The 26,065-nt window shown below is 69.4% G+C and carries 24 protein-coding genes; 13 read left to right on the forward strand and 11 right to left on the reverse strand.

The features are described from left to right. Positions 1-172 precede the first annotated feature (172 nt). Complete coding sequence (locus tag ACWF0M_RS26055; protein ID WP_452238325.1) at positions 173-598, forward strand: CBS domain-containing protein; 426 nt, start codon at positions 173-175, stop codon at positions 596-598. Between the two features lie 47 nt (positions 599-645). On the opposite strand, the gene ACWF0M_RS26060 is transcribed toward ACWF0M_RS26055, so the two are convergent. Together ACWF0M_RS26060 and ACWF0M_RS26065 are read right to left on the reverse strand one after the other, a co-directional pair. Beyond that, positions 646-1,995 carry a M16 family metallopeptidase gene (locus tag ACWF0M_RS26060; protein ID WP_452238326.1) on the reverse strand — a complete coding sequence of 450 codons (1,350 nt, stop codon included), beginning with the start codon at positions 1,993-1,995 and terminating at the stop codon, positions 646-648. Next, entirely contained in the window at positions 1,992-3,278 is a 1,287-nt protein-coding gene (locus ACWF0M_RS26065) for a M16 family metallopeptidase (protein ID WP_452238327.1), read from the reverse strand. Before ACWF0M_RS26065 ends, ACWF0M_RS26060 begins: the two co-directional genes overlap by 4 nt. A 106-nt stretch (positions 3,279-3,384) precedes the next feature. Here ACWF0M_RS26065 and ACWF0M_RS26070 point away from each other — a divergent pair, with 106 nt between their 5' ends. Next, complete coding sequence (locus ACWF0M_RS26070) at positions 3,385-3,732, forward strand: YciI family protein (RefSeq protein WP_452238328.1); 348 nt, start codon at positions 3,385-3,387, stop codon at positions 3,730-3,732. Positions 3,733-3,767: 35 nt separating this feature from the next. Further along, entirely contained in the window at positions 3,768-5,003 is a 1,236-nt protein-coding gene (locus ACWF0M_RS26075) for an RNA polymerase sigma factor (RefSeq protein ID WP_452238329.1), read from the forward strand. A gap of 67 nt (positions 5,004-5,070) precedes the next feature. Here the strand turns inward: ACWF0M_RS26075 and hisN are convergent, their stop codons facing one another. Next, on the reverse strand, positions 5,071-5,850 hold the full coding sequence (gene hisN / locus ACWF0M_RS26080) for a histidinol-phosphatase (RefSeq protein ID WP_452238330.1): 780 nt from the start codon (positions 5,848-5,850) through the stop codon (positions 5,071-5,073). Between the two features lie 148 nt (positions 5,851-5,998). On the opposite strand from hisN, the gene ACWF0M_RS26085 reads away from it, so the two are divergent. Next, positions 5,999-6,493 carry a DUF2231 domain-containing protein gene (locus tag ACWF0M_RS26085; protein ID WP_452238331.1) on the forward strand — a complete coding sequence of 165 codons (495 nt, stop codon included), beginning with the start codon at positions 5,999-6,001 and terminating at the stop codon, positions 6,491-6,493. On the opposite strand, the gene rsgA is transcribed toward ACWF0M_RS26085, so the two are convergent. From rsgA to ACWF0M_RS26105, 4 genes are read right to left on the reverse strand one after another with little or no spacing between them, the layout of a single operon-like run. Further along, entirely contained in the window at positions 6,483-7,508 is a 1,026-nt protein-coding gene (rsgA, locus tag ACWF0M_RS26090) for a ribosome small subunit-dependent GTPase A (protein WP_452238332.1), read from the reverse strand. The two genes, ACWF0M_RS26085 and rsgA, sit on opposite strands and share 11 nt — an antisense overlap. Then, positions 7,508-8,776, reverse strand: coding sequence for a 3-phosphoshikimate 1-carboxyvinyltransferase (gene aroA / locus ACWF0M_RS26095; RefSeq protein WP_452238333.1), 1,269 nt, complete (start codon positions 8,774-8,776; stop codon positions 7,508-7,510). The genes rsgA and aroA overlap by 1 nt, the downstream gene beginning before the upstream one ends. A gap of 50 nt (positions 8,777-8,826) precedes the next feature. Beyond that, positions 8,827-9,405 (reverse strand): DoxX family protein, encoded by a 579-nt coding sequence (locus ACWF0M_RS26100; protein WP_452238334.1) that lies wholly within the window; start codon positions 9,403-9,405, stop codon positions 8,827-8,829. Between the two features lie 33 nt (positions 9,406-9,438). Further along, positions 9,439-10,170, reverse strand: a complete 732-nt coding sequence (locus ACWF0M_RS26105) for a DsbA family oxidoreductase (RefSeq protein ID WP_452238335.1) — start codon at positions 10,168-10,170, stop codon at positions 9,439-9,441. A 70-nt stretch (positions 10,171-10,240) separates the two neighbouring features. On the opposite strand from ACWF0M_RS26105, the gene ACWF0M_RS26110 reads away from it, so the two are divergent. The 4 genes from ACWF0M_RS26110 (at position 10,241) to ACWF0M_RS26125 (ending at position 14,813) form a co-directional block, all read left to right on the forward strand. Continuing rightward, the gene (locus ACWF0M_RS26110; RefSeq protein ID WP_452238336.1) at positions 10,241-11,077 is read left to right on the forward strand and encodes an aminoglycoside phosphotransferase family protein; all 837 of its coding nucleotides are present in this window, start codon (positions 10,241-10,243) and stop codon (positions 11,075-11,077) included. Between the two features lie 109 nt (positions 11,078-11,186). After that, positions 11,187-11,855, forward strand: coding sequence for a DUF4097 family beta strand repeat-containing protein (locus ACWF0M_RS26115; protein ID WP_452238337.1), 669 nt, complete (start codon positions 11,187-11,189; stop codon positions 11,853-11,855). A gap of 38 nt (positions 11,856-11,893) precedes the next feature. Next, positions 11,894-13,120: a serine hydrolase domain-containing protein gene (locus ACWF0M_RS26120; RefSeq protein ID WP_452238338.1), complete on the forward strand. Its 1,227-nt coding sequence runs from the start codon at positions 11,894-11,896 to the stop codon at positions 13,118-13,120. A gap of 82 nt (positions 13,121-13,202) precedes the next feature. Next, on the forward strand, positions 13,203-14,813 hold the full coding sequence (locus ACWF0M_RS26125) for a DUF222 domain-containing protein (RefSeq protein ID WP_452238339.1): 1,611 nt from the start codon (positions 13,203-13,205) through the stop codon (positions 14,811-14,813). A 43-nt stretch (positions 14,814-14,856) separates the two neighbouring features. On the opposite strand, the gene ACWF0M_RS26130 is transcribed toward ACWF0M_RS26125, so the two are convergent. Beyond that, positions 14,857-16,080: an ArgE/DapE family deacylase gene (locus tag ACWF0M_RS26130; protein ID WP_452238340.1), complete on the reverse strand. Its 1,224-nt coding sequence runs from the start codon at positions 16,078-16,080 to the stop codon at positions 14,857-14,859. A gap of 123 nt (positions 16,081-16,203) precedes the next feature. Between ACWF0M_RS26130 and ACWF0M_RS26135 the strand changes: the two genes are divergently transcribed. From ACWF0M_RS26135 to ACWF0M_RS26150, 4 genes are all read left to right on the forward strand, one after another. After that, on the forward strand, positions 16,204-16,668 hold the full coding sequence (locus ACWF0M_RS26135; RefSeq protein WP_452238341.1) for a hypothetical protein: 465 nt from the start codon (positions 16,204-16,206) through the stop codon (positions 16,666-16,668). A gap of 100 nt (positions 16,669-16,768) precedes the next feature. Continuing rightward, positions 16,769-17,893 carry a COG1470 family protein gene (locus ACWF0M_RS26140; protein WP_452238342.1) on the forward strand — a complete coding sequence of 375 codons (1,125 nt, stop codon included), beginning with the start codon at positions 16,769-16,771 and terminating at the stop codon, positions 17,891-17,893. Then, entirely contained in the window at positions 17,890-18,957 is a 1,068-nt protein-coding gene (locus ACWF0M_RS26145; protein ID WP_452238343.1) for a hypothetical protein, read from the forward strand. The genes ACWF0M_RS26140 and ACWF0M_RS26145 overlap by 4 nt, the downstream gene beginning before the upstream one ends. After that, positions 18,957-20,042 (forward strand): hypothetical protein, encoded by a 1,086-nt coding sequence (locus ACWF0M_RS26150; protein ID WP_452238344.1) that lies wholly within the window; start codon positions 18,957-18,959, stop codon positions 20,040-20,042. The genes ACWF0M_RS26145 and ACWF0M_RS26150 overlap by 1 nt, the downstream gene beginning before the upstream one ends. Before the next feature lie 56 nt (positions 20,043-20,098). On the opposite strand, the gene ACWF0M_RS26155 is transcribed toward ACWF0M_RS26150, so the two are convergent. From ACWF0M_RS26155 to ACWF0M_RS26165, 3 genes are all read right to left on the reverse strand, one after another. Next, positions 20,099-20,950, reverse strand: a complete 852-nt coding sequence (locus tag ACWF0M_RS26155; RefSeq protein WP_452238345.1) for a phosphotransferase family protein — start codon at positions 20,948-20,950, stop codon at positions 20,099-20,101. 10 nt (positions 20,951-20,960) lie between these two features. Next, positions 20,961-22,244: an aspartate--tRNA(Asn) ligase gene (gene aspS / locus ACWF0M_RS26160; RefSeq protein WP_452238346.1), complete on the reverse strand. Its 1,284-nt coding sequence runs from the start codon at positions 22,242-22,244 to the stop codon at positions 20,961-20,963. Between the two features lie 250 nt (positions 22,245-22,494). Further along, positions 22,495-24,810, reverse strand: a complete 2,316-nt coding sequence (locus ACWF0M_RS26165; RefSeq protein ID WP_452238347.1) for a sigma-70 family RNA polymerase sigma factor — start codon at positions 24,808-24,810, stop codon at positions 22,495-22,497. A gap of 268 nt (positions 24,811-25,078) precedes the next feature. Between ACWF0M_RS26165 and ACWF0M_RS26170 the strand changes: the two genes are divergently transcribed. Continuing rightward, positions 25,079-25,924: a hypothetical protein gene (locus ACWF0M_RS26170; RefSeq protein WP_452238348.1), complete on the forward strand. Its 846-nt coding sequence runs from the start codon at positions 25,079-25,081 to the stop codon at positions 25,922-25,924. The last annotated feature ends 141 nt before the right edge of the window (positions 25,925-26,065 follow it).

A 26,065-nucleotide genomic window follows, 5' to 3' on the forward strand; every position in this document is an offset into this window, starting at 1 on the left:
GTAGCGAACGCCCGGAGGACCACCCCCGAACCCCAACTTGAGCGTTCAAACAGCTAAACGCCGCCGACAGTGCTGTCGCGGGGGTGGACGCTTGTCCGTCGTTGTCACTGGGGGTGACCGGGCGAATGCCGGTACCTTGGGGTATTGGTCCTTCGAACTTGCAGGAGGCTCCGTGAAGATCAATGACGTACTGCGCGGTAAGGGCAACCAGGTCGTCACCATCTCCCCAGAAGCCACTGTCACCGAACTGCTCGCGCTGCTGGCCGAACGCAACATCGGTGCGGTCGTGGTGAGCGCGGACGGAGCGTCGGTGGACGGCATCGTCTCCGAGCGTGACATCGTCCGGCTCTGGAACGGTACGCCGGACGCGGGCGACGTCCGGGTCAGCGCGATCATGACGTCGGAGGTACACACCTGTACGCCGGACGACCTGATCGACAACCTGATGCGGCTGATGACCGACCGCCGGATCCGGCACGTGCCGGTCGTTGTCGACGGCAACCTTGCCGGCCTGGTCAGCATCGGTGACGTGGTCAAGTCCCGGATCGGCGAGCTCGAGTTCGAGACCGAGCAGCTGTCCAACTACATCAGCAGTTGACCTGTCGGTCCCGCTGCCCCCACCGTGCCGGGGGCAGCGGGACTCGATCAGCTGACTTCGATCAGGTCGCCGAGGTCGAGCAGTTCCAGCTGCGGACGGACGTCCTTGGCTTCCCCGACCACGACCACGAGCAGCCCGTCGGTGCCGACGTACCGGCGGTAGGCCTCGGTCGCCTCGGCGGCCGTGGTGGCGGCGATCTGGGCGAGGTACGTGTCGGCGAAGTCGATCGGTACGCCGTTCGCGATGTTGCTGCCGACCTGCTGGGCGACCGAATCGGCCTGCTCGTAGCGCAGGGGAGCGGTGTGGATCAGGCTGTCCTTCGCCTCCTGCACCTCCTGCTCGGTGAGCCCGTCGCGGGCCTCGCGCAGGATCCGCAGCGCGTCACCGATCGCGGCCCCGGTCACCTCGGTCCGTACGGCGCCACCGAGGCTGAAGGTCCCGCCCTTGCGGGGTGCCGCGAAGCTGGTCCGCGTGCCGTACGTGTACCCCTTCTCCTCGCGCAGCACGGTGTCGACCCGGGACGTGATCGTCCCGCCGACCACGTGGTTCGCGACCGCGGCCGCACCCCACGCCGGGTCCCTCCGGTCGGGGCCGGCGCATCCGATCAGCAGCTGGCTCTGCACCGAGCCCGGCCGATCGACCAGCACCACCCGGTTGCCCGGAACGTAGATCGGCTCCGGCGTCTCCAGCGCCGTACCGGCCGACGACGTCCAGCCGGAAAACGCTGCATCGATGATGCCGGCGACATCCACGCCGGTCGCATCGCCGGCGAACAGGATCTCCGCGCGCTCCGGGCCGATGTTGTTCCGGTAGAAGTTGGCCACCTCGACGTTTGTCAGCGGACGGATCGTGTCCGGCCGGCCCGCGGTCGGCCGGGACCGCCGCGTCGACGCGGCGAACAGGTGCGCCGAGAACGCTTCCCGCGCCCGGTACCCGGCGTTGGCCCGCTCCTGGTTGATCTCGCCGAGCCGAATCGTCACGTGCCGCCCGACATCGGCCTGGTTGAACGCGGGCCGCGTGATCGCCTCGGCCAGCAGCTCGACCGCCGGCGCGAGATGCGACACCGGCACCGAGATCTCTACATGCAGGGCGTCCGAGCTGACGTCGACGCCGTACGCCGCTCCGTGCCGTTCCAACGCGGCGGCGAACTCGTTGGCCGAATGCAGTTCGGTGCCCTCGTCGAGCGTCCGCGACATGATCGTCGCGACGCCTTCGAGCTCCCGCGGTTCGGCGATCAGCGGCATCGCGATCGTGACCCGGACAGTGGCGACGTACTGCCCCGGACGGTCGAAGACGTGCACCGGTGCGCCGACGCTGGTCCGCGTGGTCACCGCCTCCGGGAACCGCCACGGACGCGGCGCACCGACGGCCGGCGGGGTGGTCAGAACCTGGCTCACTCTTGCTCCCCTGCGCTCTCGGTACGGCGGTACGTGACCTGCACACGCCCCTCGGCGCGGATCCACTTCCGCGCGGCCTCCTGCACCTGCTCGACGGTGACGGCCTGCACCTGGTCGATGCGCGTGTTGATCCGGTTCGCATCGCCGAACAGCAACGCGTGGTGCGAGATCTCGTCGGCACGGCCCGCGCACGTCGCCAGCTGCTCCAGCCAGTCCCGCTCGGCCTGCGCCTGCACGGTCGCCAACTCGTCCTCGGTGACACCGTTCTCGGCGAGGTTCTCGATCTCCTCGAGCAGCGTGTCCTCGACCTTCTGCAGGTCGATACCGTCCGAGGCGATCCCGGTCAGCGTCCCGAACGACACCCCGCCGATCAGCGGCAGCGCACCACCGGACACCGACTGCGCGATCTGCTCGTCGCGGACCAGGCGCCGGTTCAGCCGGCCGCTCTGCCCCGCGGCGAGGATGTCGAGCGCAAGGCCGGCCGCGTCGAGCTCCGGCGTACCGTCCACCGGCAGCCGGAACATCATCGTGATCAGGTCGGACGGTACGTCGGAGGTCACGTCGTCCCGCCGTACGTCGGTCATCGGGCCGATCGTCCCGTCCGGCGCCGGCGGCGGCGTGGGGATCGCGGGCAGATGGCCGAAGTACCGCTTGGCGGCGTCGAACGCGTCCTCCTCGGACACGTCGCCGACGATCGTCAGGACGGCGTTGTTCGGCCCGTAGTACTTCCGGAAGAACGCGTGCACGTCCTCCACCGAGGCGGCGTCCAGGTCGGCCATCGAGCCGATCGTCATGTGCGCGTACGGGTGGCCCTCGGGGAACGCGAGCTTCACGAGCCGCTCGTACGAGTCGCCGTACGGACGGTTGTCGTACGACTGCCGCTTCTCTTCCTTGACCACGTCACGCTGGTTGTCCAGGTTCTCCTGGTTGACCGCGTCGAGCAGGTAGCCCATCCGGTCCGCCTCGAGCCAGAGCGCGAGGTCCAGGCCGCCGCTGGGCAGCGACTCGAAGTAGTTGGTGCGGTCGAAGAAGGTGCTCGCGTTCAGGCTGGCGCCCGCGGTCTCCAGCAGGCTGAAGTGCTGACCGGAGGCGACGTTGCGCGAGCCCTGGAACATCAGGTGCTCGAAGAGGTGCGCGAACCCGGTCAGCCCCGGTGGTTCGTGGCGCGACCCGACGTCGTACCAGAGGTTGACGGCGACGATCGGGACCGCGCGGTCCGAGCTCACGACGACTCGGAGGCCGTTGTCGAGCGTCTGCTCCGCGATGGGGTACGTCAAGGGCATACCGGCCACCTTACGTGGTCGCGAAATTCGCGCCAGGTGATGTCGATTTCGGCCGGGGTCGCGCATCGGAGTGGTAGATGCTGTAACCGAGAGAGGTGACCTACACGTGGGCAAGTACCTGGTGATGATCTACGACGACGAGGCGAAATGGGCCGCGGACGACGGGGCGGTGATGGAGCAGAACCACAAGAACCATCAGGCCTTCGTCGAGGCCAACGGGTCCGCGGTCCGCGGCGGCGGGCAGCTCGACGGGAGTGACACCGCGACCTCGATCCGTTCCGACGGCAACGGCGGGTACGTCGTCACGGACGGCGTCTTCGCCGAGACCAAGGAAGTGATAGGCGGGTACTACATCATCGAGGCCGCCGACCTGGACGAGGCGCTCGCGATCGCCAAGCAGGTCCCGTCGCCGATGGGCGGCGTCGAGGTCCGTCCGCTGGTCAACGGTGGCTGAGATCGAGGCGTACGGCGGTCCGCGCGGAGCGGGAGGTGGTTGATCCGGTGGCGGAGGCGGTGGCGGAGGCGGTTGCGGCGGCTCACGTGACCGAGTGGGCAGCCGTACTCGCCGCGACTGCTCGCGTGGCGGCGGACCTCGACCTGGCGGAGGACTGCGTTCAGGACGCGTACGCGAAGGCGTTGGTGCACTGGCGCTCCGACGGCGTGCCGAGGAAGCCGGGTGCGTGGCTGACGACGGTCGCGACGAGGCGCGCGCTGGAGCACCGGCGGCGCGCGGACGTCGTACGCCGGAAGCTCCCGTTGCTGATTCCGGACGAGGACGTCGTCGACGAGACCTTCCCGGACGACCGCCTCCGATTGGTCTTCACCTGCTGCCACCCGGCGCTGTCGCAGGAAGCCCAGATCGCGTTGACGCTGCGCCTGGTATGCGGCCTGTCGTCAGCGGAGATCGCCAAGGCGTTCCTGGTCAAAGAAGCCACCATGCAAGCCCGAATCACCCGAGCCAAACACAAGATCTCCCGCACCAGCATCCCCTACCGCATCCCCCGTACGCCGGAACTCCCCGACCGCATCACCGCAGTCCTCGACGTAATCCACCTCGTCTACACAGCCGGACACACCGCGACCGACGGTGAGGTGAGCCAGTCGGCAGGCCCCGGACCGAGCCTCACTCGGCCGGTTCTGGGGGAGCGGGGGATTGATCTTGCGCGGATGATTCGGCTGCTGTTGCCGCGCGATGCGGAGGCTGCCGGACTGCTTGCGCTCCTGCTGCTGACCGAGGCGCGGCGGCCTGCTCGTGTGGACGATTCCGGGCATCTGGTGCTGATGGAAGATCAGGACCGCTCGCTCTGGGATCAGGGGTTGATCGCCGAGGGGCTCGAGTTGGTGCCGGGAGCGGTGGGGCCGGGTGGGCGGTTCGGGCTGATGGCGGCGATTGCGGCGGTGCATGCGGAGGCGGCGCGGTGGGAGGACACCGACTGGGTCGAGATCCTCGGGCTGTACGACGTACTGCTCGCAAAATGGCCGTCGCCGGTGGTAGCGCTCAACCGGGTGGTGGCGCTCAGCTACGTGGCAGGCCCCGCAGCCGCACTCGAACAACTACCGGACGACCCGGCGTTGGCGACGTACCCGTATCTCGCCTCCACGCGCGCCGAACTGCTCCGCCGGCTCGGGCGCACAGACGAGGCGCGCGCGGCGTACGAAGAAGCACTCGCCTTCACCACCAACCCCACCGAGGCAGAGTTCCTGCAGCGGCGAGCACAACTTTGAGCCCCCACCAACCAAAATCCACCGCAAGATCTGGTTGGCCCGTGCCCAAAGACGTTTCTCCGGCCGGTTACGCGAGGCGTTTGAGGACTTCTTCGTGGAGGCGGCCGTTGGTGGCTACGGCGTTGGGGCCGTTGGGGCCGGGGGCGCCTTCGACGGAGGTGAATTTGCCGCCGGCTTCGTCGACGATGATCGCCAGGGCGGCCATGTCGTAGAGGTTGAGCTCCGGTTCGGCGGCGATGTCGACGGCGCCTTCCGCGACGAGCATGTACGACCAGAAGTCGCCGTACGCGCGGGTCCGCCAGACCGAGTCCATCAGGTCGGCCCACTGGTTCTTCTTGCCGAGCTTCTCCCAGCCCTTGAGCGAGGCGTACGACAGCGACGCGTCCTCGATCTTGCTCACGTCACTGACCCGGCACGGCTGCGACGAGTGCAGCGCGCGGCCGGTCCAGGCGCCGTCGCCGTACGACGCCCACCAGCGCTTCCCGAGCGCGGGAGCCGACACCACGCCGACCACGACCTGGTCCTCGATCATCAGGCTGATCAGGGTGGCCCAGACCGGGACGCCGCGGATGTAGTTCTTGGTGCCGTCGATCGGGTCGACCACCCAGCGCCGGACGCCCCAGCCGGTGGTGCCTTCCTCCTCGCCCACGAACGCGTCCCGCGGACGGGCCCGGGCGAGCGTCTTACGCATCACGTCCTCGACCTTCTTGTCCGACTCGCTCACCGGGGTGAGGTCGGGCTTGGTGGCCACGTGCAGGTCGAGCGCCTTGTAGCGGTCCATCGTGGTCGAGTCCGCGTCGTCGGCCAGGATGTGGGCGAGCCGCAGGTCATCCGTGTGCGAAGGCATGCCGGAAGGCTAGCCTGAACCGCTCCCGAGCGGGGCCGGGTGTCCGGGATCAGTTGCGGATCGGTTGCGGTGTGGTTTGAACCGAACGGGCTCGTTGAACGTGCCATTAGTGTCTGATCACGTCACACGACTGCCATGGAGGCTGTCCATGTTCGAGCGCTTCGGGGATCTGCCGCTGCATGTGCTGGTGATCCACCTCGCGGTGGTGGTCCTGCCGGTGGCCGCGCTCACCGCGATCGTCTTCGCGCTGGTGCCGAAGTGGCGCTGGTTCCTTCGCTGGCCGGCCCTTGTGCTCGGGGTGGGTGCGCTGGTGTGCGCGTTCGTGGCGAAGAAGAGCGGCGACGCGTTCGTGGCGGCCATCCCGCAACTGGACAAGCTGGTCGCCCTGCACCGGTCCCGGGGGAACCTGCTGCTGTGGTTCGTCCTGGCGTTCGCTGTGCTGGTGGTGGCCGCGTTCCTGCTGCTGAGCGGGCCGACGGCGCTGGCGAACGGAAAGGGTGCGAAGGCAACCAAGAACCGTCCGCTCGAACTGGTCGTCACCGCGGCGGTCGTCGTACTCGGAGCCGTCGTGATCTACCAGACGATCCGCACCGGTGACGCGGGCGCCAAGGCCGTGTGGAGCGGCACGCTGCCTAAGAAGTAGCGTCCTGCTCCGGTACGGCGTCCTGGCGGGTCTCGCGTCCTTCGCGGCTTGCCAGGAGGCGGCGGAAGGACGCGACCCGGTCGGCGTCGGCTCGGCCGGCGGCAACCGCGTCGTCCAAAGCGCAGTCGGGAGCGGTCTCGGTGTGCGTGCAGCCCCGGGGGCAATCCGCGGTGAGGTCGGCCAGATCGGGGAACGCGCCGATCAGCTTGTCCGGGTCGACGTGGGCCAGGCCGAAGGAGCGGATGCCCGGGGTGTCGATGATCCAGCCGCCCTCAGGCAGCCGCAGCACCAGAGTGTTGGTCGATGTATGCCGTCCGCGGCCGGTCACCTCGTTGACGACGCCGATTGCCCGGTCCGCCCCCGGGATCAGGCCGTTGACCAGTGTGGACTTGCCGACGCCCGAGTGGCCGACCAGCACGCTCGTCCGGTCGTCGAGCTGTTCGCGGAGCTCCCTCAGGTCGCCGCCCTGGTGCGTGGCGACCGACTCGACGCCGAGCGGGCGGTAGATCGAGAGCAGCGGGTCGGGGTCGGCCAGGTCGGTCTTCGTCAGGCAGAGCAGCGGCCGCATGCCGGCGTCGTACGCCGCGACCAGGAAGCGGTCGATGAGTCCGGTCCGGGGCTCCGGGTTGGCGACCGCGACGACGATCACGAGCTGGTCGGCGTTCGCGACCAGCGGGCGCTCGACCGGGTCGTCGTCATCGGCCGAGCGGCGCAGCAGCGTCGTCCGGGGCACGACCTCGACGATCCGCGCGAGAGAGCCCTCGTCGCCGCTCGCGTTGCCGTCGAGCTTGACCCGGTCGCCGACGATCACGCCGGTGCGGCCGAGCTGACGGGCCTTCATCGCGGTCACTTCCCGCCCGCCGTCCGGGTCGTCGACCCAACAGGCGTAGCGCCCGCGGTCGCGGGTGAACACGAACCCGATCACGGCGTCGTCGTACGAGGGGCGGTCCTTGGTCCGTGGCCGCGTACGGCGCTTCGGACGGTCGTACTTGGCCTCCTCGTCGTACCGCGACATCAGCTCGTGAGCCCCAACCACATCGCGGGGAACTCGGGCAGGGTCTTCGCCGTGGTGGCGATGTTCTCGATCTGCAGGTCGTCGACGAGCAGGCCGACGACGGCGGCGGCGTGCGCCATCCGGTGGTCGGCGTACGTGTGGAAAAGCCCGCCGTGCAAGGGCTTCGGCCGGATCGCCAGCCCGTCCTCGAGTTGCGTGACGTCCCCGCCGAGCGCGTTGAACTCGGTCTCGAGCGCCGCCAGCCGGTCGGTCTCGTGGTTGCGCAGATGCGCGATACCCCGCAGGTACGACGGTCCGTCGGCGAACGCGGCCACCGCGGCGATCACGGGTGACAGCTCGCCGACCTCGCTCAGGTCGAGGTCACAGCCCTGCACCCGTCCGGTTCCGCGCACCGTCATGCCGTCCTCGGTCCGCGTCACCTCGGCGCCGAACCGCGTGAAGATCTCGGGCAGCTGACCACCGGGCTGCGTGGTCTCCGCCGGCCAACCGGTCACGGTGACGGAACCGCCCGTGATGACGGCCGCGGCCAGGAACGGCGCCGCGTTCGACAGGTCCGGTTCGATCGCGGTGTCCAGCGCCCGAATGGGGCCAGGAGCAACGACCCAGCGGTTCGGTTCCGCGTCGTCGACCGTGACGCCGCGCTCGCGCAGCATCGCCACCGACATGTCCAGGTGCGGCTGCGACGGCACCGGCTTCCCGTCGTGCCGGATGTCGACGCCCTCGTCGTACCGCGCGCCGGCCAGCAGCAGCGCGGACACGAACTGGCTCGACCCGGACGCGTCCAGCGTCACCTTGCCGCCACGCACCGAACCGGTGCCGGACACGGTGTAGGGCATCCGGCCGGTTCCGCCGTCGTCGATCTGTACGCCGAGGGTCCGCAGGGCGCCCAGGATGACGCCCATCGGCCGCTCCCGCGCGTACTCGTCACCGTCGAACGCGACCACGCCGTCGGCGAGCGCGGCCACCGGCGGCACGAACCGCATCACGGTGCCGGCCAGACCGCAGTCGACGTACGCCGGGCCCTTGAGCGAACCCGGGGTGACGGTGACCGTCGTACCGCTCTCAGTGATGCCCACCCCGAGCGAAACCAGGGCGGACCGCATCAGGTCGGTGTCGCGGGCCGCGAGCAGGCCGGTCAGGTGTGACGGGCCGTCCGCGAGCGCGGCGAGGATGAGCGCACGGTTGCTGATCGACTTCGATCCGGGCACCGTGACGGTACCGGTCACCGCTCCATCGACCCGCGGCGCCGGCCAACCCTGCTCGCTCATCCCACTCCCTCAAGCTCGGCTTGTACTGCCCTGAGCCTAGGGCATCGGGATCAGCTGAGGTTGAGCTCCGCCTTCGCAAGACGGGCGGCCTGCTTCGCCTCGCGGGCCAACTGCTTCGCCTCGCGCTTGGCGGCCTTCGTGCCGCGCTTGGTCTCGCGCTTCGCCGCCCGCGCACCGTGCGTGGCCCGCCAGGCGACGCCTGGCTTGCCCTCGGTGTCGACCGCGGCGAGCAGCAAACCGCCGAGGAGACCCAGGTTCTTCATGAACTGGATGCGCTGCTGGTTGCGGACGGTCTTGTCCTTCTCCAGCCAGAACGAGTGGCCGGCGAGCGTCGTCGGTACCAGCGAAGCGGCCAGCAGGCCCGCGCCGAGCCGGCGGCCCTTGCCGCTCGCGAGCGCGACACCGCCGAGTACCTGCGCCGCGCCGTTCAGCCGGACCAGGTTGGCGGTCGTGTCCGGGATCCGGTCGCTCACCTGCGGCGGCGCGAACTTCTTCACCATCGGCACCATCCGGTCGGTCACCGGTTGCGCCTTGGGAACCAGCGGCTCGGGATTCCGGATCGCGTTCGCGCCCTGGACGACGAAAATGACGGACAGCAACGGCCTGGCCAGTGCGCGCACGACAGTCATGTGTCCTTCATACACCAGTAGTCCAGCAACTACTCAGATAGGACACCCGTCCGGGCCGCACTCGACGTCACCGTCGGTGGTCGCGCCCGGTGCAGTGATGAGCGTCACCGGCTTGCGGTCCGCGTTCGCCCGGCGCAGTGCTTCCTTGAAGACGTCGACGGGCTGGGCGCCGCTCACGCCGTACTTCTCGTCGATGACGAAGAACGGTACGCCGTTGGCGCCGTACGCCAGTGCCTGCGCCTGATCCGCCGCGACCTCGTCGGTGTACGTCGTACCCGCGAGAACCTCACGCACGTGCTCGGCGGGGAGACCGATCTCGGTGGCCAGCTCGGTCAGCGTGGCGTGGTCACCGACCGCGAGGCCGTCGGTGAAGTAGGCCTTGAGCAGTCGCTCCTTGAGCCGGCCCTGCGTGTCTGCTGGCACCTCACCGGCGTCCGCGAGGTCGCGGGCCAGGTGCAGGATGCGGTGCGCGTCGACAGTGTTGACGGCCTTCGCCTGGTCCAGGTGGTACTCGAGCCCGACCTCGGCCGCCACCTCGGCGACGTGGGCGTTCGCCTGCAGGCCCCACTCGCGGCCGCGACCGTACTTCTCGCCCAGTCGCGTCGCCAGGTCCCGCGGGTCGTCGTTCGTCGACGACGGGTCCAGCTGGAAGCTGTGCCAGACGATCTCGGCCTTGTCGCCGCTGTCGGCGAGAGCCTCTTCGAGCCGGCGCTTCCCGATGTAGCACCACGGGCAGACGACGTCGGACCACACATCAATGCGCATAACTGTCGGCAACTGTCCGCTCTCTGGACCTATTCCCAACCAGCGACTGTTGTGACGCGTCTGACGGTCCATGGACGACGAACTCGTGCGGACCCTGTTGAAAGCGCAGCACCCGGACCTGGCCGACCTGGAGCTGAAGGAGGTCGTCGGCGGCTGGGGCAACCAGATGTGGCGCCTGGGCGAGGACCTGGCCGTCCGGATGCCCCGCATGAACCAAGCCGCCGAACCTCTCCGCCGAGAACACCGGTGGCTGCCCCGCCTCGCCGCCCAACTCCCGCTGCCCGTCCCGACCCCGCGGCACCTCTGTGACCCGTCGGACAGCTTCCCGCGCGCGTGGTTGATCACCACCTGGGTGCACGGAGAACCCGCGGACCACGCCCCGATCACGGATCCGGCCGCTGCCGACGTACTCGCGGACTTCCTGAAGGCGCTGCACACCGAGGCGCCGGCCGACGCGCCCGTGAGCGAGCGCAGCACGCTCGCGCCGACCCCAGGCTGGGACGAGGTGCAGGCGCACCTCGGCCGCGCCGACGAGATCCAGGCGGTCTGGGAGGACGCGATCGCGGCGCCGCTGTGGGATGGGGCACCGGTGTGGGTGCACGGCGACCTGCACCCGGCGAACGTGGTCGTTGCCGACGGCATGCTCACCGGCGTCGTGGACTTCGAGGAGATCGGCGCCGGCGACCCGGCGACCGACCTGGCGGCCGCATGGATCCTGCTCCCGGAGGCGGACCGCTTCCTCCACGCCTATGGGGCGGACGAGGCGACGGTACGGCGAGCTCGCGGGTGGGCCGTGACGCGCGCACTGTTCCTGATCGCGATGGGCATCAACGGCGAGAAGGGCATCCCGGGCGGCAAGACCCACTGGGGCCCGGTCGGACGCGAGGCCCTCGAACGCATCCTCTGATCGGCGTCAGCGGTGTAGGTGGCCGTGTCAGCGCCGCGGCGGTTCGGTGTCAGTGCCCGCCTGGATCTTGGTGTCAACAACCAGTCGAAGACACCAGGAAGGCACCACGATGCCGAACTTCACCACCCCCGAGCCGATCTCCGCAGTCCTGAACATCCCCGCCGGAACCGTCCAGCTCGTCGCCGCCGACCGCGCCGACACCGCCGTCGAGGTACAACCCGCGAACGCCGCGAAGAGCCGCGACGTGAAGGCGGCCGAGGCGACCACGGTCGAGTACGCCGACGGCGTCCTACGGATCGCGGTCGTGACCAAGAACCAGTACTTCGGGCCGTCCGGAGCCGTCGCGGTGACGGTGCAGCTGCCGGCCGGCTCTCAGATCGAGCTGAAGGCGGCCAGCGCCGAGGTCCGGGCCACCGGACGCTTCGGCGACGTCACCATCGAGAGCGCGCAGGGTCCGATCGACCTCGAGGAGGTCGCGAGCGCCCGCGTCACGTCGTCCGCCAGTGACATCTCGGTCGGCCGTCTCAACGGTCCCGCGGAGATCCGCACCAGCAAGGGCGACATCCGGATCGCCGAGGCCGTGCGCGGCAACGTCGTCCTGCGCACCGATGTCGGCGAGGTGGAGATCGGTGCCGCCGCCGAGTCCTCGGCGACGCTGAACGCCGGCACCGCCACCGGCCGGATCGACAACGCGCTCAAGAACACCGAGGGCGCCGCCGCCGAGCTCACCATCCACGCGACCACCACGGTCGGCGACATCGTCGCCCGTAGTCTCTGACCCGCAACCTGAACGTTTCAATTCGAAGGAGCACCACGATGTCAACCACACCGTCCGGCTTCACCGAGGCCGGGTTGCGCCGGCTGCACGACGTACTGGCCCGGCACGTCGACTCCGGGAAGATCCCCGGCGTCGTCGCCCTGGTCAGCCGGGGCGACGGTGAGCCGTACGTCGAGACGCTTGGGACCATGCGTCACGAGGGCGGCGCGCCGATGCAGCGGGACACGATCTTCCGGATGGCCTCGACGTCCAAGCCGGTCTCGGTGTCGGCGGCGATGGTGCTGCTCGACGAGTGCCGGCTGCGGCTCGACGACACCGTCGAGGCCTGGTTGCCCGAGCTGGCCGGCCGCCAGGTGCTGAAGCGGATCGACAGCCAGGTCGACGACACCGTGCCGGCCAAGCGCCCGATCACCGTCCGGGACGTGCTGACCTCGACGTTCGGGCTCGGCATGGACATGACGATGATCGGTACGCCGATCATGGCCGCCCTGTTCGAGCAGGGCATCACGCCCAACGGGCCGGTGCCGATGCCGGAGCAGGACGAGTGGATGAAGCGCCTCGGCACGCTTCCGCTCATGTACCAGCCGGGCGAGCGCTGGCAGTACCAGATCAGCAGCGACCTGATCGGCGTCCTCGTGTCCCGGGTCACCGGCCAGTCGTACGACGAGTTCCTGCAGGAGCGGATCTTCGGGCCGCTCGGTATGAAGGACACCGGGTTCTTCGTACCCGCCGACCAGCTGCACCGGCTCCCACCGCTGTACGCGCCGGACCCCGCGACCGGTGAGTTCCAGGTGTGGGACGAGGCCGAGGGCGGGCGGCACAGCGCGCCGCCGGCGTTCCAGGGCGGTGGCGGCGGTCTGAACTCGACCGCTGACGACTACCACGCCTACTTCCGGATGCTGCTGAACCACGGCGTACACCAGGGCGAGCAGATCCTCTCCAAGCCCGCGGTGGAGCTGATGACCAGCAACAGCCTCACGGCCGAGCAGTTGGCGGCCCGGGAGACGCTGGCCAGGGACAACGTGCACATCTCGTTCGGCCAGGGTCAGCAGGGCGGCTGGGGCTTCGGGATGGCCGTGCGCACCTACCGGGGCGACTACGCGCCGGTCGGCCAGTTCGGCTGGGACGGCGGCGCCGGTACGTCGACGTACGCGGACCCTGTCAACCAGGTCACCGGCATCCTGCTCACCCAGGTCGGCACCACGGTCCCGTCCTCGATCCAGCTCATGAACGACTTCTGGACCACCCTCTACCAGGCTCTCTGACAGACCTCGTCGGCCGGACCGCTTGCCGCGGTCCGGACGGCGCGATTTGGCTTGCGATGTATTCGAACGTATGATCGGATACATGAGTGAGTTTTCGGTCGATCAGTCAACGGACGAGGCCAGCGGCCCGTCGGGGGCGGCGATCGGACGTGCGCTGTTGTCTGTGGTGCCTGGTGTGCCGGCAGCGGCGGTAGCGGACGAGGCGGGTCGGGATGGCGACGATGTCTGGGATACCGCGTTCTTGGCGTTGGTCGACCGGGTGCGCGCTGATGCGCGGCTTGCGGCGCGGCATGGGCTACTCGGCCGGTTCGACGTACCGGACGACGCTGACCGTGGTGCCGGGCTGTTCGAGGCGGTGGCGTTCCAGGACACGTCGGGCCTGAACGATTCGGGGTGGCTGGATCGGCATGAGGCGATCGGCCGGCTGGAGGCACGGTTGGCCGCGATGAAGGCAGAGGCGGTGGCCGGGTATGAGTCGTCATTGCGCGGGGTGTCGGCCGATCTCGGGCACCGCCATCCCGAGCCTGGGGATCGGGCCGCGGAGCCGGGCGAGCGTCGATGGGTCGCGGGTGATCTGCGGTCGACTGCTGACGAGCTCGCGTTGGTGTGGCAGCTGCACAGGGGCGCTGCGATGGCCCGGATTCACCTGTCGTGCGAGTTGGTGCACAACTTTCCGGCGACGTTGCGGGCGCTGGAGGAGGGCTTGCTGACCGAGCGGGCCGCGTTCACGATCGTGCGGGAGTTGTCGGTCCTGGATGATCCGGAAGCGATGGGTGCGGCCGAGGCCGCTCTGCTGGAGTGGGCCGGGAACCATCCGTTGCAGAAGATCAAGCAGGAAGCCCAGCGGGAGGCCGCTCGGCGGTCACCGGACGCGCGCAGCAAGTCCCACGCGCGGGCGATGGATGAGCGGTCGGTGCGGATCTTCCCGAACAGTGACGGCACGGCTGAGCTGATCCATACCCAGGACGCGCTGGACGCGGGCGCGGTGATGAACAGCCTCACTCGCGCGGCGGCGTACCGGCGTCGGCACGGCGACCCCCGGTCGATGGACCAGTTGCGCGCCGACATTGCCCTGGATCGGCTGCTGCCGCGGACTGCCAGTCGCAGGTCGGGGGAATCGGTCGACACCGCAGACGCCGAGCTGCACGACGACTCGGCCGTCGGCGCGGACGCCACCGTAGTCATCCACGCGACCGGGGCCGAGGTTCGCGCGCTGATCGACGGCCGAGCCGGCACCGGCGGGACGGCCGAGCACTACGGGCCGATTCCTCAGGAGTCGTTGCGTAAGCACCTCACTCGGGCCTTGACCCGGAGTCTCGTCGAGGGTGTCGGCGGCCGGTCCCGGCTCGGCCTTCGGCTCAGCGACGAGCCGCCGATCGGGAAGCCCGACAGGTATACGCCGGATGCTGCCACCGACCGCTTCGTCCGCCTGCGCGATCGGACCTGCCAGTTCCCCGGCTGCAACCAGCCCGCCGAGTTCGCCGATGTCGACCACCGCGTCGCCTTCGCAGAAGGCGGCCGCACCACCACCGACAATCTCCACTGCCTATGCCGGCACCACCATCGCCTCAAACATGAAGGCGGGTGGACCGTCACATCCGATCCAGATGGCACGACGGCCTGGACCAGCCCAACTGGTCGGCGCTACCGCACGCCCTCGCCCGAGTCCGACGAGCCTCCAGGGACCGTCTGACCGTCATTGGGCGCCGACAGGATGCTCCGTGGTGGGTTCGTATTCATGAGCAGCGGCGCAGGACGAGTAAGGCGTAAGCGCGAGCGGCATGCAGCACCTCCGAGAGCACCACGTGCTCGTCGGCGGCATGCGCGTACCGCACGTCACCGGGTCCGTACTGCAGGGTGGGGATGCCCGCTGCGGCGTACTGCCGGAGATCGGACCCGTACGGCGCTCCCTTGACCGCTGGAACCGGGCCGCCGGCGTCGGACACGGCCTGCACGGTGTCAGCGAGGAGCGGATCGCCCTCAGGTAACAGACCTGAGGCGAACTCGCCCCCTGGCCAGCTGACCGTGACCGGGTTCTCACGCAGCCAGTCGTCCTTCGCGCAAGCCTCTGCGACTGCCGACTCGAAGGCGCTCCGGGCGTCGGCGAGTGCTTCACCGAGGCGTACGCCGTACCGGCCTTCGGCGACCAGCTGGTCGGGCACAGTGCTTGCCCAGTCGCCGGCCGTGATGGTGCCGACCGACAGTGGGTTGGCGAGGTCGAGGTGGGCGAGGAGCGGATGCGGGTCCCGGTTGCGCTCGCGTTCGAGCTCCTGCAGCGCGGTCTGGATCACGATGAACTTCTCGATCGCGCTCACCCCGCGGCTGCGGGTCGAACCGTGCGTGGCGAGTCCCGGCACCTCCAGCCGGAAGGTCAGCGAGCCGGCGTTCGCCGGGATGACGGTCCCCGCGGTCGGCTCCGCGATCAGGCACGCCTCGCCGCGATGACCGCGGCGCAGGGTCGCGAACGCGCCGACGCCGCCGTCCTCCTCACCGATCACGGTGTGCACCGCCAACGGTTTCCGCAACCGAATCCCCGCGGCAACGATCGCCGTCACCGCGCCGAGAATCGCGGCGACACCTCCCTTCATGTCACACGTTCCGCGCCCCCACATCACGCCGTCCTCGATCCGGGCGTCGAAGGCGTTCCCCGGCACCACGTCCACATGCCCGTTGAGAATCAGCCCCGGCGTCTCATTCCCACCCAGTACGCCGACACACCCCCACGCCTCCTCGCGCTCGACCTCCATCCCGGGGAACCCCGGTTCATCGGTCGCCAGATCGAGCCGCCAATGGTCCACGGTCATGCCCAACGCGTCCAGGCGCCGAGCACACCACGCCTGTACATCGACCTCGGCCGCCGTCCCGTCCACGCTCGGGATCCGCACCAGCTCCCGCAGCTCCGCCACGATCCGCTCGTCGTCGACCGCCGCCAGAACCGCCTGCTCAGTCTCGTAGGTCACGGCACAGGAATACCACCGTTCGGACGACAGAGTCTGACCGTTCAGCCGACAGACCGGCGGCCGCGATGCTGACAGCCTTCCGGGGAGACGGCCCGCTCGGGGTCGGGGGGAAGGGAAACCGCAATGCACCGCAAGAAGAAGATCATCATCGCCGCCGCAGCCACCGTCGTCATCGGCGCCGGCTCCGCGTTCGCGTACTGGACCACCACGGGCTCCGGCAGCGGCTCGGGCACCACGTCCGCCGGCGGGAGCAACCTCGCGATCGCGCAGACCAGCGTGATCTCGAACATGTACCCCGGCGACAGCGCCCAGACCATCAGCGGCACGGTGACGAACAACGCGGCCAACAGCGCGTACGTCAACACCGTGACCGTGAGCATCGACTCCGTCACCAAGGCCGCCGGTGCGACCGGCGCCTGTGACGCCTCGGACTACACGCTCGCCACCCCGGTCATGTCGATCGCCGCGGACGTGCCGGCCGGCGGCACCGCGAACTTCACCGGCGCGACGCTGAAGTTCAACAACAAGGCGTCGAACCAGGACGGCTGCAAGGGCGCAACGGTCCACCTGGCGTACGCCAGCAACTAGTTCGCCGCCGCGGTTTCCCAGGCCTGGGCGGGGCGCCACCTCGACCCAACGCCCCGTCCAGCCCGGGACCGCGACAGTTTCTTGGGGGAGTGAGCAGTAGATGCGAGGCACGCGAACCGGCCGCTACCGGGTGATCAAGTTCCTGATCGCCGGTCTCTGCCTGCTGCTCGCGGTGGCCGGCCTGTCGTACGCCGCCCAGCCGGCGAAGCCCGGTATTACCTTGGGCATCACCCCGACCAGCCAGTCGGTGACGCGGGGCCAGACGGCGACGTACACGGTGAGCGTGACGTCGACCGGCGGCTTCACCGGCGCGGTCGCCTTCAGCGCCACCGGCGTACCGAACGGGGCGTCCGCGTCCTTCGGCCCGTCGTCGGTGACGCTCACGTCCGGCGGTACGGCGAGCACGACGCTGACCGTGAGCACCACGGCGAGTACGCCGACCGGATCGGCCACGATCACCGTCCAAGGCGCCGGCACGAAGGTCAGCAGCACCATCACCGCCGGCCTGGTGGTGAACGCCCCACTCTCCAGTTCGTTGTCGATGACCGCCACACCTGCCTCGATCACGCAAGCGCCCGGAACGATCGCGGTCTTCAGCATCCAACTGACCCGGACGAACCTCCCGGGACCTGTCACCCTCGGCGCCGCTGGTGGACTGCCGCAAGGAGCGGTGGCCACGTTCACGCCGAACCCGGCCACCGGAAACTCCGCGACCGCGCAGATCAGCACGCCAGAGACAGCCTCCGACGGCACCTACACGCTCTCTCTGACCGCGAGCGGCCAGGATCCAGCAGGTGTCACGCGGTCGGCGTACGCGAGCGTCAAGCTGGTGGTGCAGACCACCGGCAAGGACTTCGCGATCAGCGGCAACCTGTCCGGCCTGCTCGCGCCCGGAGTCTCGCGACCACTCGACCTCACGTTGACCAACCCGAACAAGAAACCCATCTCCGTGACCAACCTGACGGTCGCGCTGAGCTCGGTCACACGGACGCCGTACGCCGTCGCGCACAACCTCCCGTGCGGACCGGTGGACTACCGGATCACGCAGTACGGCGGAACGTATCCGCTGGCTGTTCCCGGCACCGCGAGTCGCGCACTGTCTAGCCTCTCTGTGCCGCAATCGAGCTGGCCGCAGGTGACGATGCTCGACACCGCGTCGAACCAGGACGGCTGCAAGGGCGCCACCGTCACGCTCGCCTACTCGGGTGCGGGGAGCGGATCATGACTCGCCGTGTGCTGCTCGTCCTCGGACTCGTCATCCTCGCGATGGCCGGCGGGGGCACCGCCTGGGCAGTCTGGTCCGCAGCCGGCGCCGGCTCTGGATCTGCAACCACCGGAACGCTCGCTCCGCCGACGCCCGTAACAGCCTCGGCTCCGCCCGGCGGCGGAACGGTCAACGTGACCTGGACCGCATCGGCAAGGGCGACGAGCTACGCCGTGACGCGCGTACGGAACAGCGACAGTACGGCGGCAGCCGCCTGCAGTACGACTGCTACTTCGTGCAGTGATCTGAACGTTCCCGACGGGATCTACCACTACGTCGTCACCGCGATCTCCGCGAGTTGGACGGCATCCGGCTCGAGCGCCGACGTGACCGTGCACAACTCACGGCCGTCCGTGACGGTCAACCAGGCCGCGGGGCAGGCCGACCCGAGCGCTACCGCACCCGTGAACTTCACCGCGGTCTTCAGCGAGGCGGTGACCGACTTCACCAGTGCGGACGTCACCGTCAGCCCTGCCACCGCGACAGTCGTGGTGAGCGGCAGCGGTCCGGCGTACAACCTGGCCATCAGCGGATTGACCAGCAGCACCTCGGTCTCTGTGTCGATCGCGGCCAACATCGCCTACGACTCGGGCGGTGCCGGGAACACGGCGTCGACGAGCACCGACAACACGGTCACGTACGACGCGACGTCACCCACTGCGTCGGCGCCAGTTGCCACCGCCACCGGATCCTTCGGGAGCTTCGTCGGCAACACGGCCGTCACCCTCACAGACTCGGCCGCCGACGACTTCTCCGGGGTCGCCTCGGTCGCCTACTACCGCTGCACCGGCGCGACCGGCAGCTGCACCGCGACGAACTGGACCGCTGTCGGATCGTCCACTTCGGCGGCCGCCAGCTTCGCCGTCACGAAGAGCGCGCCGTTCGCCGCGGACGGCGCCTACCGCATCGTCGCCGTGGCGACCGATGCCGCCGGCAACGTCAGCGGCCCGAGCGCGACCACGGCGCTCACCGTCGACACGACCCCGCCGACCGTGGCCCGCCCGACAGTGAACGGACACTCCTGATGAGCATCAAACGTCTGTGGACAGTGGGCTGCGCGGTAGCGCTGGCCGGTGCCGGCATCGTCGCGAGTCCGGCGGCCTTCGCGGCGTCGGGCGTCAGCAACGTGACCTTCACCAGCTCGTCCTTCGTCGGTGGCGCGACGGCCGACTGGACGATCGGATTCAAGACCAGCAACGGCAGCGGTGGCGCACTGGGTGCTGGTGGCACGATCGCGGTGACGTTCAACACCGCATTCGTGGAGCCGGCCAATCCAGCGGTAACGCTCGGGAGTGGGTTCACCGGGTGCACGGCGACGGCCTCGACCAACGCGTCCACCGACGTCGTCACGGTGACCCTCGCGGGCACCGGTTGCACGCTTCCGAAGAACGCCACCGCGAGCCTCACACTGAGCGGGATCACCAACGCTCCGGTCGGCACCTACCCGGCGAATACGTTCAGCGTGTCCACCTCCGGCGACACCAACCCGGTCTCGCCGGCCAGTGCGATCACCCTGACGGCAGGTGCAGCCAGCAAGCTCGCCTTCGTCCAAGGACCGTCCAACGGGTTCGCCGGTACGGCGCTGACGCCCGCGATCACCGTGCAGGTCCAGGACCAGGTCGGCAACCCCGTGTCGACGTCCGGGATCCCCGTTTCGCTGAATCCCTCGACTGGACTGATCACGTCCGGAGCGACCGCGAACACCGACGCCACCGGCAAGGCCACCTTCAGCGCCGTGGTCATCAACACGACCGCACTCGGCCTCACCCTCACCGCATCAGGGGGCACCCTCGCTCCGACCGCGCCATCAGCGAGCTTCAACATCACCGTCGCGGTCAGCAGCGGCGCGACCCTCACCGACACGGCATCCGACGGCACCGGCTCCGGCGTGAAGTCAGTCGCGTACTACTACTGCACCGGCTACTCCGGAGCCTGCACAAGCGCGAACTGGACCGCCATCGGATCCTCCACCACCGCAGTCACCAACTACCAGGTGACCTGGACGTCGACCCCCGCGCCCGGCGCCTACCGGGTCGTCGCCACCAGCACCGACAACGTGACCAACGTGAGTCAGCCAACCACCGCGACACCGGTCACAGTCACCAGCTAGTGCTTTGCGGAACTTTTTCGTCGCGGAGTGCAAATTTGTTTCCGAAAACAGGCCTACTAGGCGCTGAGGAGTTCGAGGAGTCGGCGACCGCCGTGGTTGACCAGTTCCTGGGCGTACGTCGGGCGCGTGTGGACGAACTCCGCCACGCTCGCGAACGCGGCGCCTGCGCACACGGCGACCGCGGCGCGTCCGTTCGCGCGTAAGGCCGCCTCGAGGAACAGTTCGTCGACGCCGGCGTCCGCACCGTCGCGCGCCGCGGAGGCCGCCAGCGACACCAGGTCGTACGCCCGCGCCCCGCCACCGGCCGCCTCGATGTCCACAATCCCGGTGATCCGCCCGTCGGCCACGAGCAGGTTGCCCATGTTCAGATCACCGTGCACGAAGTCATGGTGCGGCAGCTCGACATCTCTATAGGGCCGGCACAGTTCGCCGTACCGCCGCAGGAGCGAGGACGCTTCCTCGTCGTACGCGAGCACTCGCTCCCACACGCCGTCCCAGCCGTCGAAGACGACGCCGCTCGACCACCCCGACCAGGTGACGTCGTGGTCCTTGGCGATCAGGTCCCGTTGGAGCTCGCAGATCTCGATCAGCTGCCGTGCCAGCGCGTCATCGAGCGTCGGCGGGCTGCCAGGGACGAGCTCCTGCAGCTGGTACGGCGCCCCGGCGGCGGTCGTGCCGACGGCAAGCCAAGCCGGGGTGGGATACCCGACGGCGCGTGCCCGACGGACGAGGTCCGCCGCCTTCCGGACGAGTGGTGCCCAAGCGGGATTGTCGGTCCACTTCAGCACCACGCCGCCCGTCAGCTCGTACGCGGTCGACTGGAGTCCACCGGTCAGTTGCTGCACGAGCTGATAATCGGTGCCGAGGGCAACGTTCAGCTCGGCGACGACTGACTCGGTGGTGTCCATCAGCACAACATCAGGGCGTCAGGCGGTGCAGGTCGCGGGGGAAGAGCGTGACCTCGCGGACGTTCTCCGCCCCGGTCAGTCGCGCCACGAACCGCTCCAGCCCGATCGCGAACCCGCCGTGCGGCGGCATCCCGTGCTTGAACGCCTGCAGGTACGAGCTGTACGCCGGAGCGTCCGCCGACTCGCCGCGCGCCGCGAGGGCCGCGACATAGTCGGAGTACCGGTGCAGACGCTGGCCGCCGGTGACCAGTTCGACCCCGCGGAACAGCAGGTCGAACGAGTTCGACCACCGCGGGTCCGACGGCTGCGGATGTGTGTAGAACGGCCGCTTCACCATCGGGTAGCCCTCGACCGCGACGAAGTCACTGCCGTGCTCCCGCAGCGCCCACTCGCCGATCGCACGCTCGTCCGCGGGCGCGAGGTCCGGCTCCTCCGGGTCCGCGCCGGCGATCTTCAACGCCTCGCTGAAATGCAGCACCGGTACGTCGACCGGGATCTCCGGCACCGTCACCCCGAGCCGCTCCAGTGCGCCACCCGCTCGCGCGCCCACCGCCGACAACATCTCGGCGATCACGGAACGCAGTACGGCGAGAACCTCGCGGTGGTCGGTGATGAACCCGAACTCCGCGTCCAGCGACACGTACTCGGCCAGGTGCCGAACCGTGTCGTGCGGTTCGGCCCGGAACACCGGACCGACCTCGAAGACCCGCTCGAACACGCCGACCATCGTCTGCTTGTAGAACTGCGGCGACTGCGCCAGGTACGCCGGTCCGCCGAAGTAGTCCAGCGCGAAGACGTTCGCCCCGGACTCGGTCGCCGTACCGACGATCTTCGGCGTCTGGATCTCCGTGAAACCCTGACCGTCCAGCGCGGACCGGAACCCGTGCAGCGCGGCCGCGGCGATCTCCCACCCCGCTCGCACCGCGGGATGCCGCAGTGCGACCGGCGCGTTGTCGAGTACGACGGGCAGCCCCGCGCCGACCGTCGGCCGCCAGAGCTCGATCGGCGGCGTCGCGGCCGGCTCGGTCAGCGGCTCGATCACCGGGTCGACGATCTCCACACCGCCGGGAGCCTGCGGGTTGGCGGCGACCGTACCGGTCACCTGAACGACAGTCTCTTCACCCAGCTCGTCCAACTGGGCCTGAGAGCCCTTGAGCACGATCTGCGCCAGGCCGGACCGGTCGCGCAGGATCAGGAAACTGACGGCGGCGAGCCGTCGTCTTCGGTGCACCCAGCCGGCCACCGTAACGGTCTGGCCTACTGCTGAGGGGATCTCTTGGCTGAGAATTCGCATCGCTGTTTTCACCTCCAGGTCTACATCCGAACCCCGGAGGTGTGGGCGAAGGGGAATCTCGCGGTGCCACCACACCTTCACCGGACCCCAACGGGCCGGCCTCTTGCACAACAGTCGCTCAGGAGTGTCTTCACGACCGCTCCACGTATCGCCTTCCCAGCTACCGGCGACTCTCTCCGACGTGGCGTACGACGCTACTCGGTTCCCTCAACGCGAACAGTTCCAGGATAGGGGATCCGGCAACTGCGTTTCACCGCCGCGACGTCGACGGTGGGATCACGGCGGTGTCGGTGTCCTCGCGGCCGCCGACCCGGGCGTGGACGGTGATGGTGTTGCTGGAGCCGTTGCCGGGCAGCCAGGCGTTCCACTCGGAGTTCAGCGGCTTCTGGTAGTTCGTCGTCGTACAGGTCGCGCTGCGGATGTCGCTGGTCCGCTCGCAGGTCCAGCCCAGGTCGTACGACGGCAGGAAGATCAGGTTGCGCCCCCACGAGATGTCGAGAGTCACCTGCCGCCCCTGCGCGCCGTTGACCTTCAGGAACCGGTTGTAGACGAACGGGTTCGGGTCGGTGTGCGGCGTCGGCGTGAGGATCTGCAGCAGCGACTCGTCCTGCTGGACCGCAGGCAGCACGTCGGAGTCGGTGTCGCTGACCAGGTCCGCGGTCGCCGCCACGGTGAACGTCCGCGCCGCATCCGACGACTTGTCCGGTACGTCGAAGTCCGCCGCCAGCGGAGCGGGCTTGCTCGGATTGGTCGCCGTACACGTCGCGGTCGACCGGGTGCACTTCCACCCGGCTGGGTTCGCCGCGATCGGCCACTCGAGCGCGTCGCCGTACGTGAGCTTCAGCGCGACGCTCTTGCGGTTGGTGCGCGGGGCAACGGTCAGGATCCGGTGGTGGACGTCCGGGTCGGCCTTGCCGTCGAGGATCTTCAGGAGGTTCTCGTCGGTGGTCGGCTTCGCGTCCACGGTCGCCGAGTCGTCGTCGTACAGCCGGCCGGTCTTCCCCGAGACGGTGAAGGTGCGGTCGGCGGTCGAGCCGCCGGTCGGGGCGTCGAACGTGACCGCCATCGGCTTCGGGTTCGCCGGGTCGCTCGCCGTACACGAGCCGGACGCCTGGGTGCAGGTCCAGCCCGGCGGGTTGGTCTTCAGCGGCCACTCGAGCTCGGCGCCGTACTTGAGCCCGATCACCACCGGGTTCGCGTTCCCGGCCGGGGTCTTGATCGTGATCACGAACCGTACGCCGGCGGTACCGGCCTGGGCCCGCGCCGATCGGGGCTGCGGCGCGGGGGTCTCCTCGAGCACCGGGCTGCCACCGCCCTGCGGGATGCTGATCATCACCAGACCCTCGTCGAGCACCGGAGTGGTCGGGGTCGGTTTCGGCGGCGTCGGCGTAGTCGGAGGCGGCGTCGGGACCGTCGGCGTCGGCGTGACACTGGGCTGCGTCGGCGCGGTGGTCGGCGTGGTCGTGGTCGGAGCCGTCGTCGGTGCGCTCGTCGGAGCCTGCGTCGGGTTGGACGCCGGAGGCTTGGCCGACGGTGGTTTCACGGGCGGCTTGACCGGAGGCACGGTCGGCTTCTGCGCGGGCGGCTGGGTCGGTTGCGCCGACGGCTGGGTGATCGCGGCCGGGGGAGTGTCGTTGCCGGTCAGCGCCATCGCCGCGAGTACGGCGGCGATCGCGACGACCACGACCGCGCCGCCGGCGACCGCGGAGCGCGTGCTGTTCTCGGTGACCTTCTTCCAGCCGGTGACGAAGAAGCCGACCAGACCGACCTTGGCGCCCGATGCGGCGGCCAGGTAGCCGATACCCGCGGTGCCCAGCAGGGCCGGGGCGAGCAGTGCCGGCAGCGCACTGTTGACCTCGACGAGCTCGAGGTAGACCGCGGTGCACTTCGCACACTCGTCCATGTGCTCGCGGACGTTCCGGTTCTCGCGCTTGGTCAGGCCGCCGCGGACGTACGCGCCGAGGCGCTCGGTCGTCCAGCGGCAGCGGTCCCCGGCGACGTCGGCCAGGTGCTGCTGCAGGTACGCCTGGCGCAGGCCCTCACGGGCTCGGTAGGCGAGTGCGGAGACGCCGTTCGCGGTCAGACCGAGCAGGGGAGCGATCGCGGCCGGCTTCTCACCCTCGACCTCGGTGTGCCACAGCACTGCCTGCCACCGTTCGGGCAGGCTGGCGAAGGCCTTCGCCGCGGCGCCGCTCTCGAAACCGGTGACGGTCGGGTCGTCGAAGGTCTCGGGCTCCCGCTCGTACGACGCGATGTCGTCGGTGGTCTGCACCTTCTTCCCGGAGCGGATCCGGTCGACGTGCACCCGCCGTACGGTCGTCAGCAGATAGGCGCGGAAGGAGACGTCCGGTCCGCCGCCGGCCCGGAGCGCATCCAGGACCTTGGCGAACGCGTCACTGGCCAGGTCGTCGGCGTCGTTGGCCGGGACCAGCTGGCGGGCCATCCGCTCGGCGGCGTGGTGGTGCCGCGCGTACAGCTCGCCGTACGCCTCCAGGTCGCCGTTGCGAACGCGTGCGATCAGCTCGGCGTCGCTCAGCGGATCGGGCTGGCCGTCCGGCGTCTCCATCCATCTCCCCCGTGGGTTCTGACAACTCTGTGTGCAGCGCGTGACAGACCGTCACGTACCGCCGGGAACAAGGCTCCCAGATAGGACGGTCCAGCGCATCTTTCCTGACGCGGAACTGTGCTCCTTTCCTTACGAGAACGCCAGTGCAGAAGTTACGCGAAAAAACTTCTGCGAATCCGCGTCATGAACTTCATCCAGCTCTGTCTCATCGCCGTACGACGCTTCCGGCCGACCGGTCGGGAGACTGACGGGACAACTGAGGAGGGCCATGTCGCTGTTCGCGGACATCCGCCGACGGTTCGACCTACGGCCCGGCAAACCGTCCCTGAACCTGGCGGGGTCGCTCGCCCGGTTCGCGCCGGAGGCGTCGTCGACCCAGCTCGATGAAACCCAGCTCGATGAAACAGAGCAACCGCGCGGCCGGAGGGAGCCGCACGGCACAGCTGGTATCGACCACAGCGCCTATCTCGCGATCGCCGAGGCGCTGCGCGACGGTGCCGATGTCGTGCCTGCGTCGGACGAGACCGGACGCCGCCTGGCGGCCGACGGAGTCTCGCTGGTGGAGGCACTTGATGGGCTGAGTGCGCTGTACCGCTCGATCGCCGGGGGCGAGCCGGCTTTCGCCGCGGTACGCGCACTCAGTTCCAGCTGGGCCGAGGCGTCCCTTGTCTATCTGCACTCGCTGTCCTGCGAGGACCCGCTGACCGGGCTGTCCAGCCTGTCGCACCTGCGGTCCCGGCTCGGCGAGCTCTACCGAGAGGCGGAATTCCGTGGAACTTCCGTATCGCAAACCCATGCACTGGTGGTTGTCGAGCCGCTCAATCCCGCGGGTACGTCGCCGTTCGACCGCGAACTCCGCCTCGTCGACGTCGCGGAATGCCTGCGGATCGTGTTCTGCGGCGGTGACGTACTGGGCCGCGTCGGCTCACACCGCGCGGCGGCGCTCGTCGGCCGCGACCCGAACCTGCCGGAGCAGGTCGCGACGGTACGAGCCCTGATCACCCAGTGGCGGCTGGACGCCGACGTACCCCAGCTGGCCCGGATCTGGATCGAGGGACTGCCCGGTAGCGACGAGATGGCCGGGAGGTTGCTCGACGAGCTGGCCAGAACCTGAGACCTGCGTCCGGACGCCTACAGGGGGGCGGCCGGGCGCACCAGTCCGGGGGGGGGGGGGCGGAACACCGGGGGGGGGGCCGCCCCCCCGGGTGGAGCCAACGGGGGCGGGGGGGCGGTGGGCGGACGCTGGGGGGCACCC

It is taken from the genome of Kribbella sp. NPDC055110, from assembly GCF_053607525.1.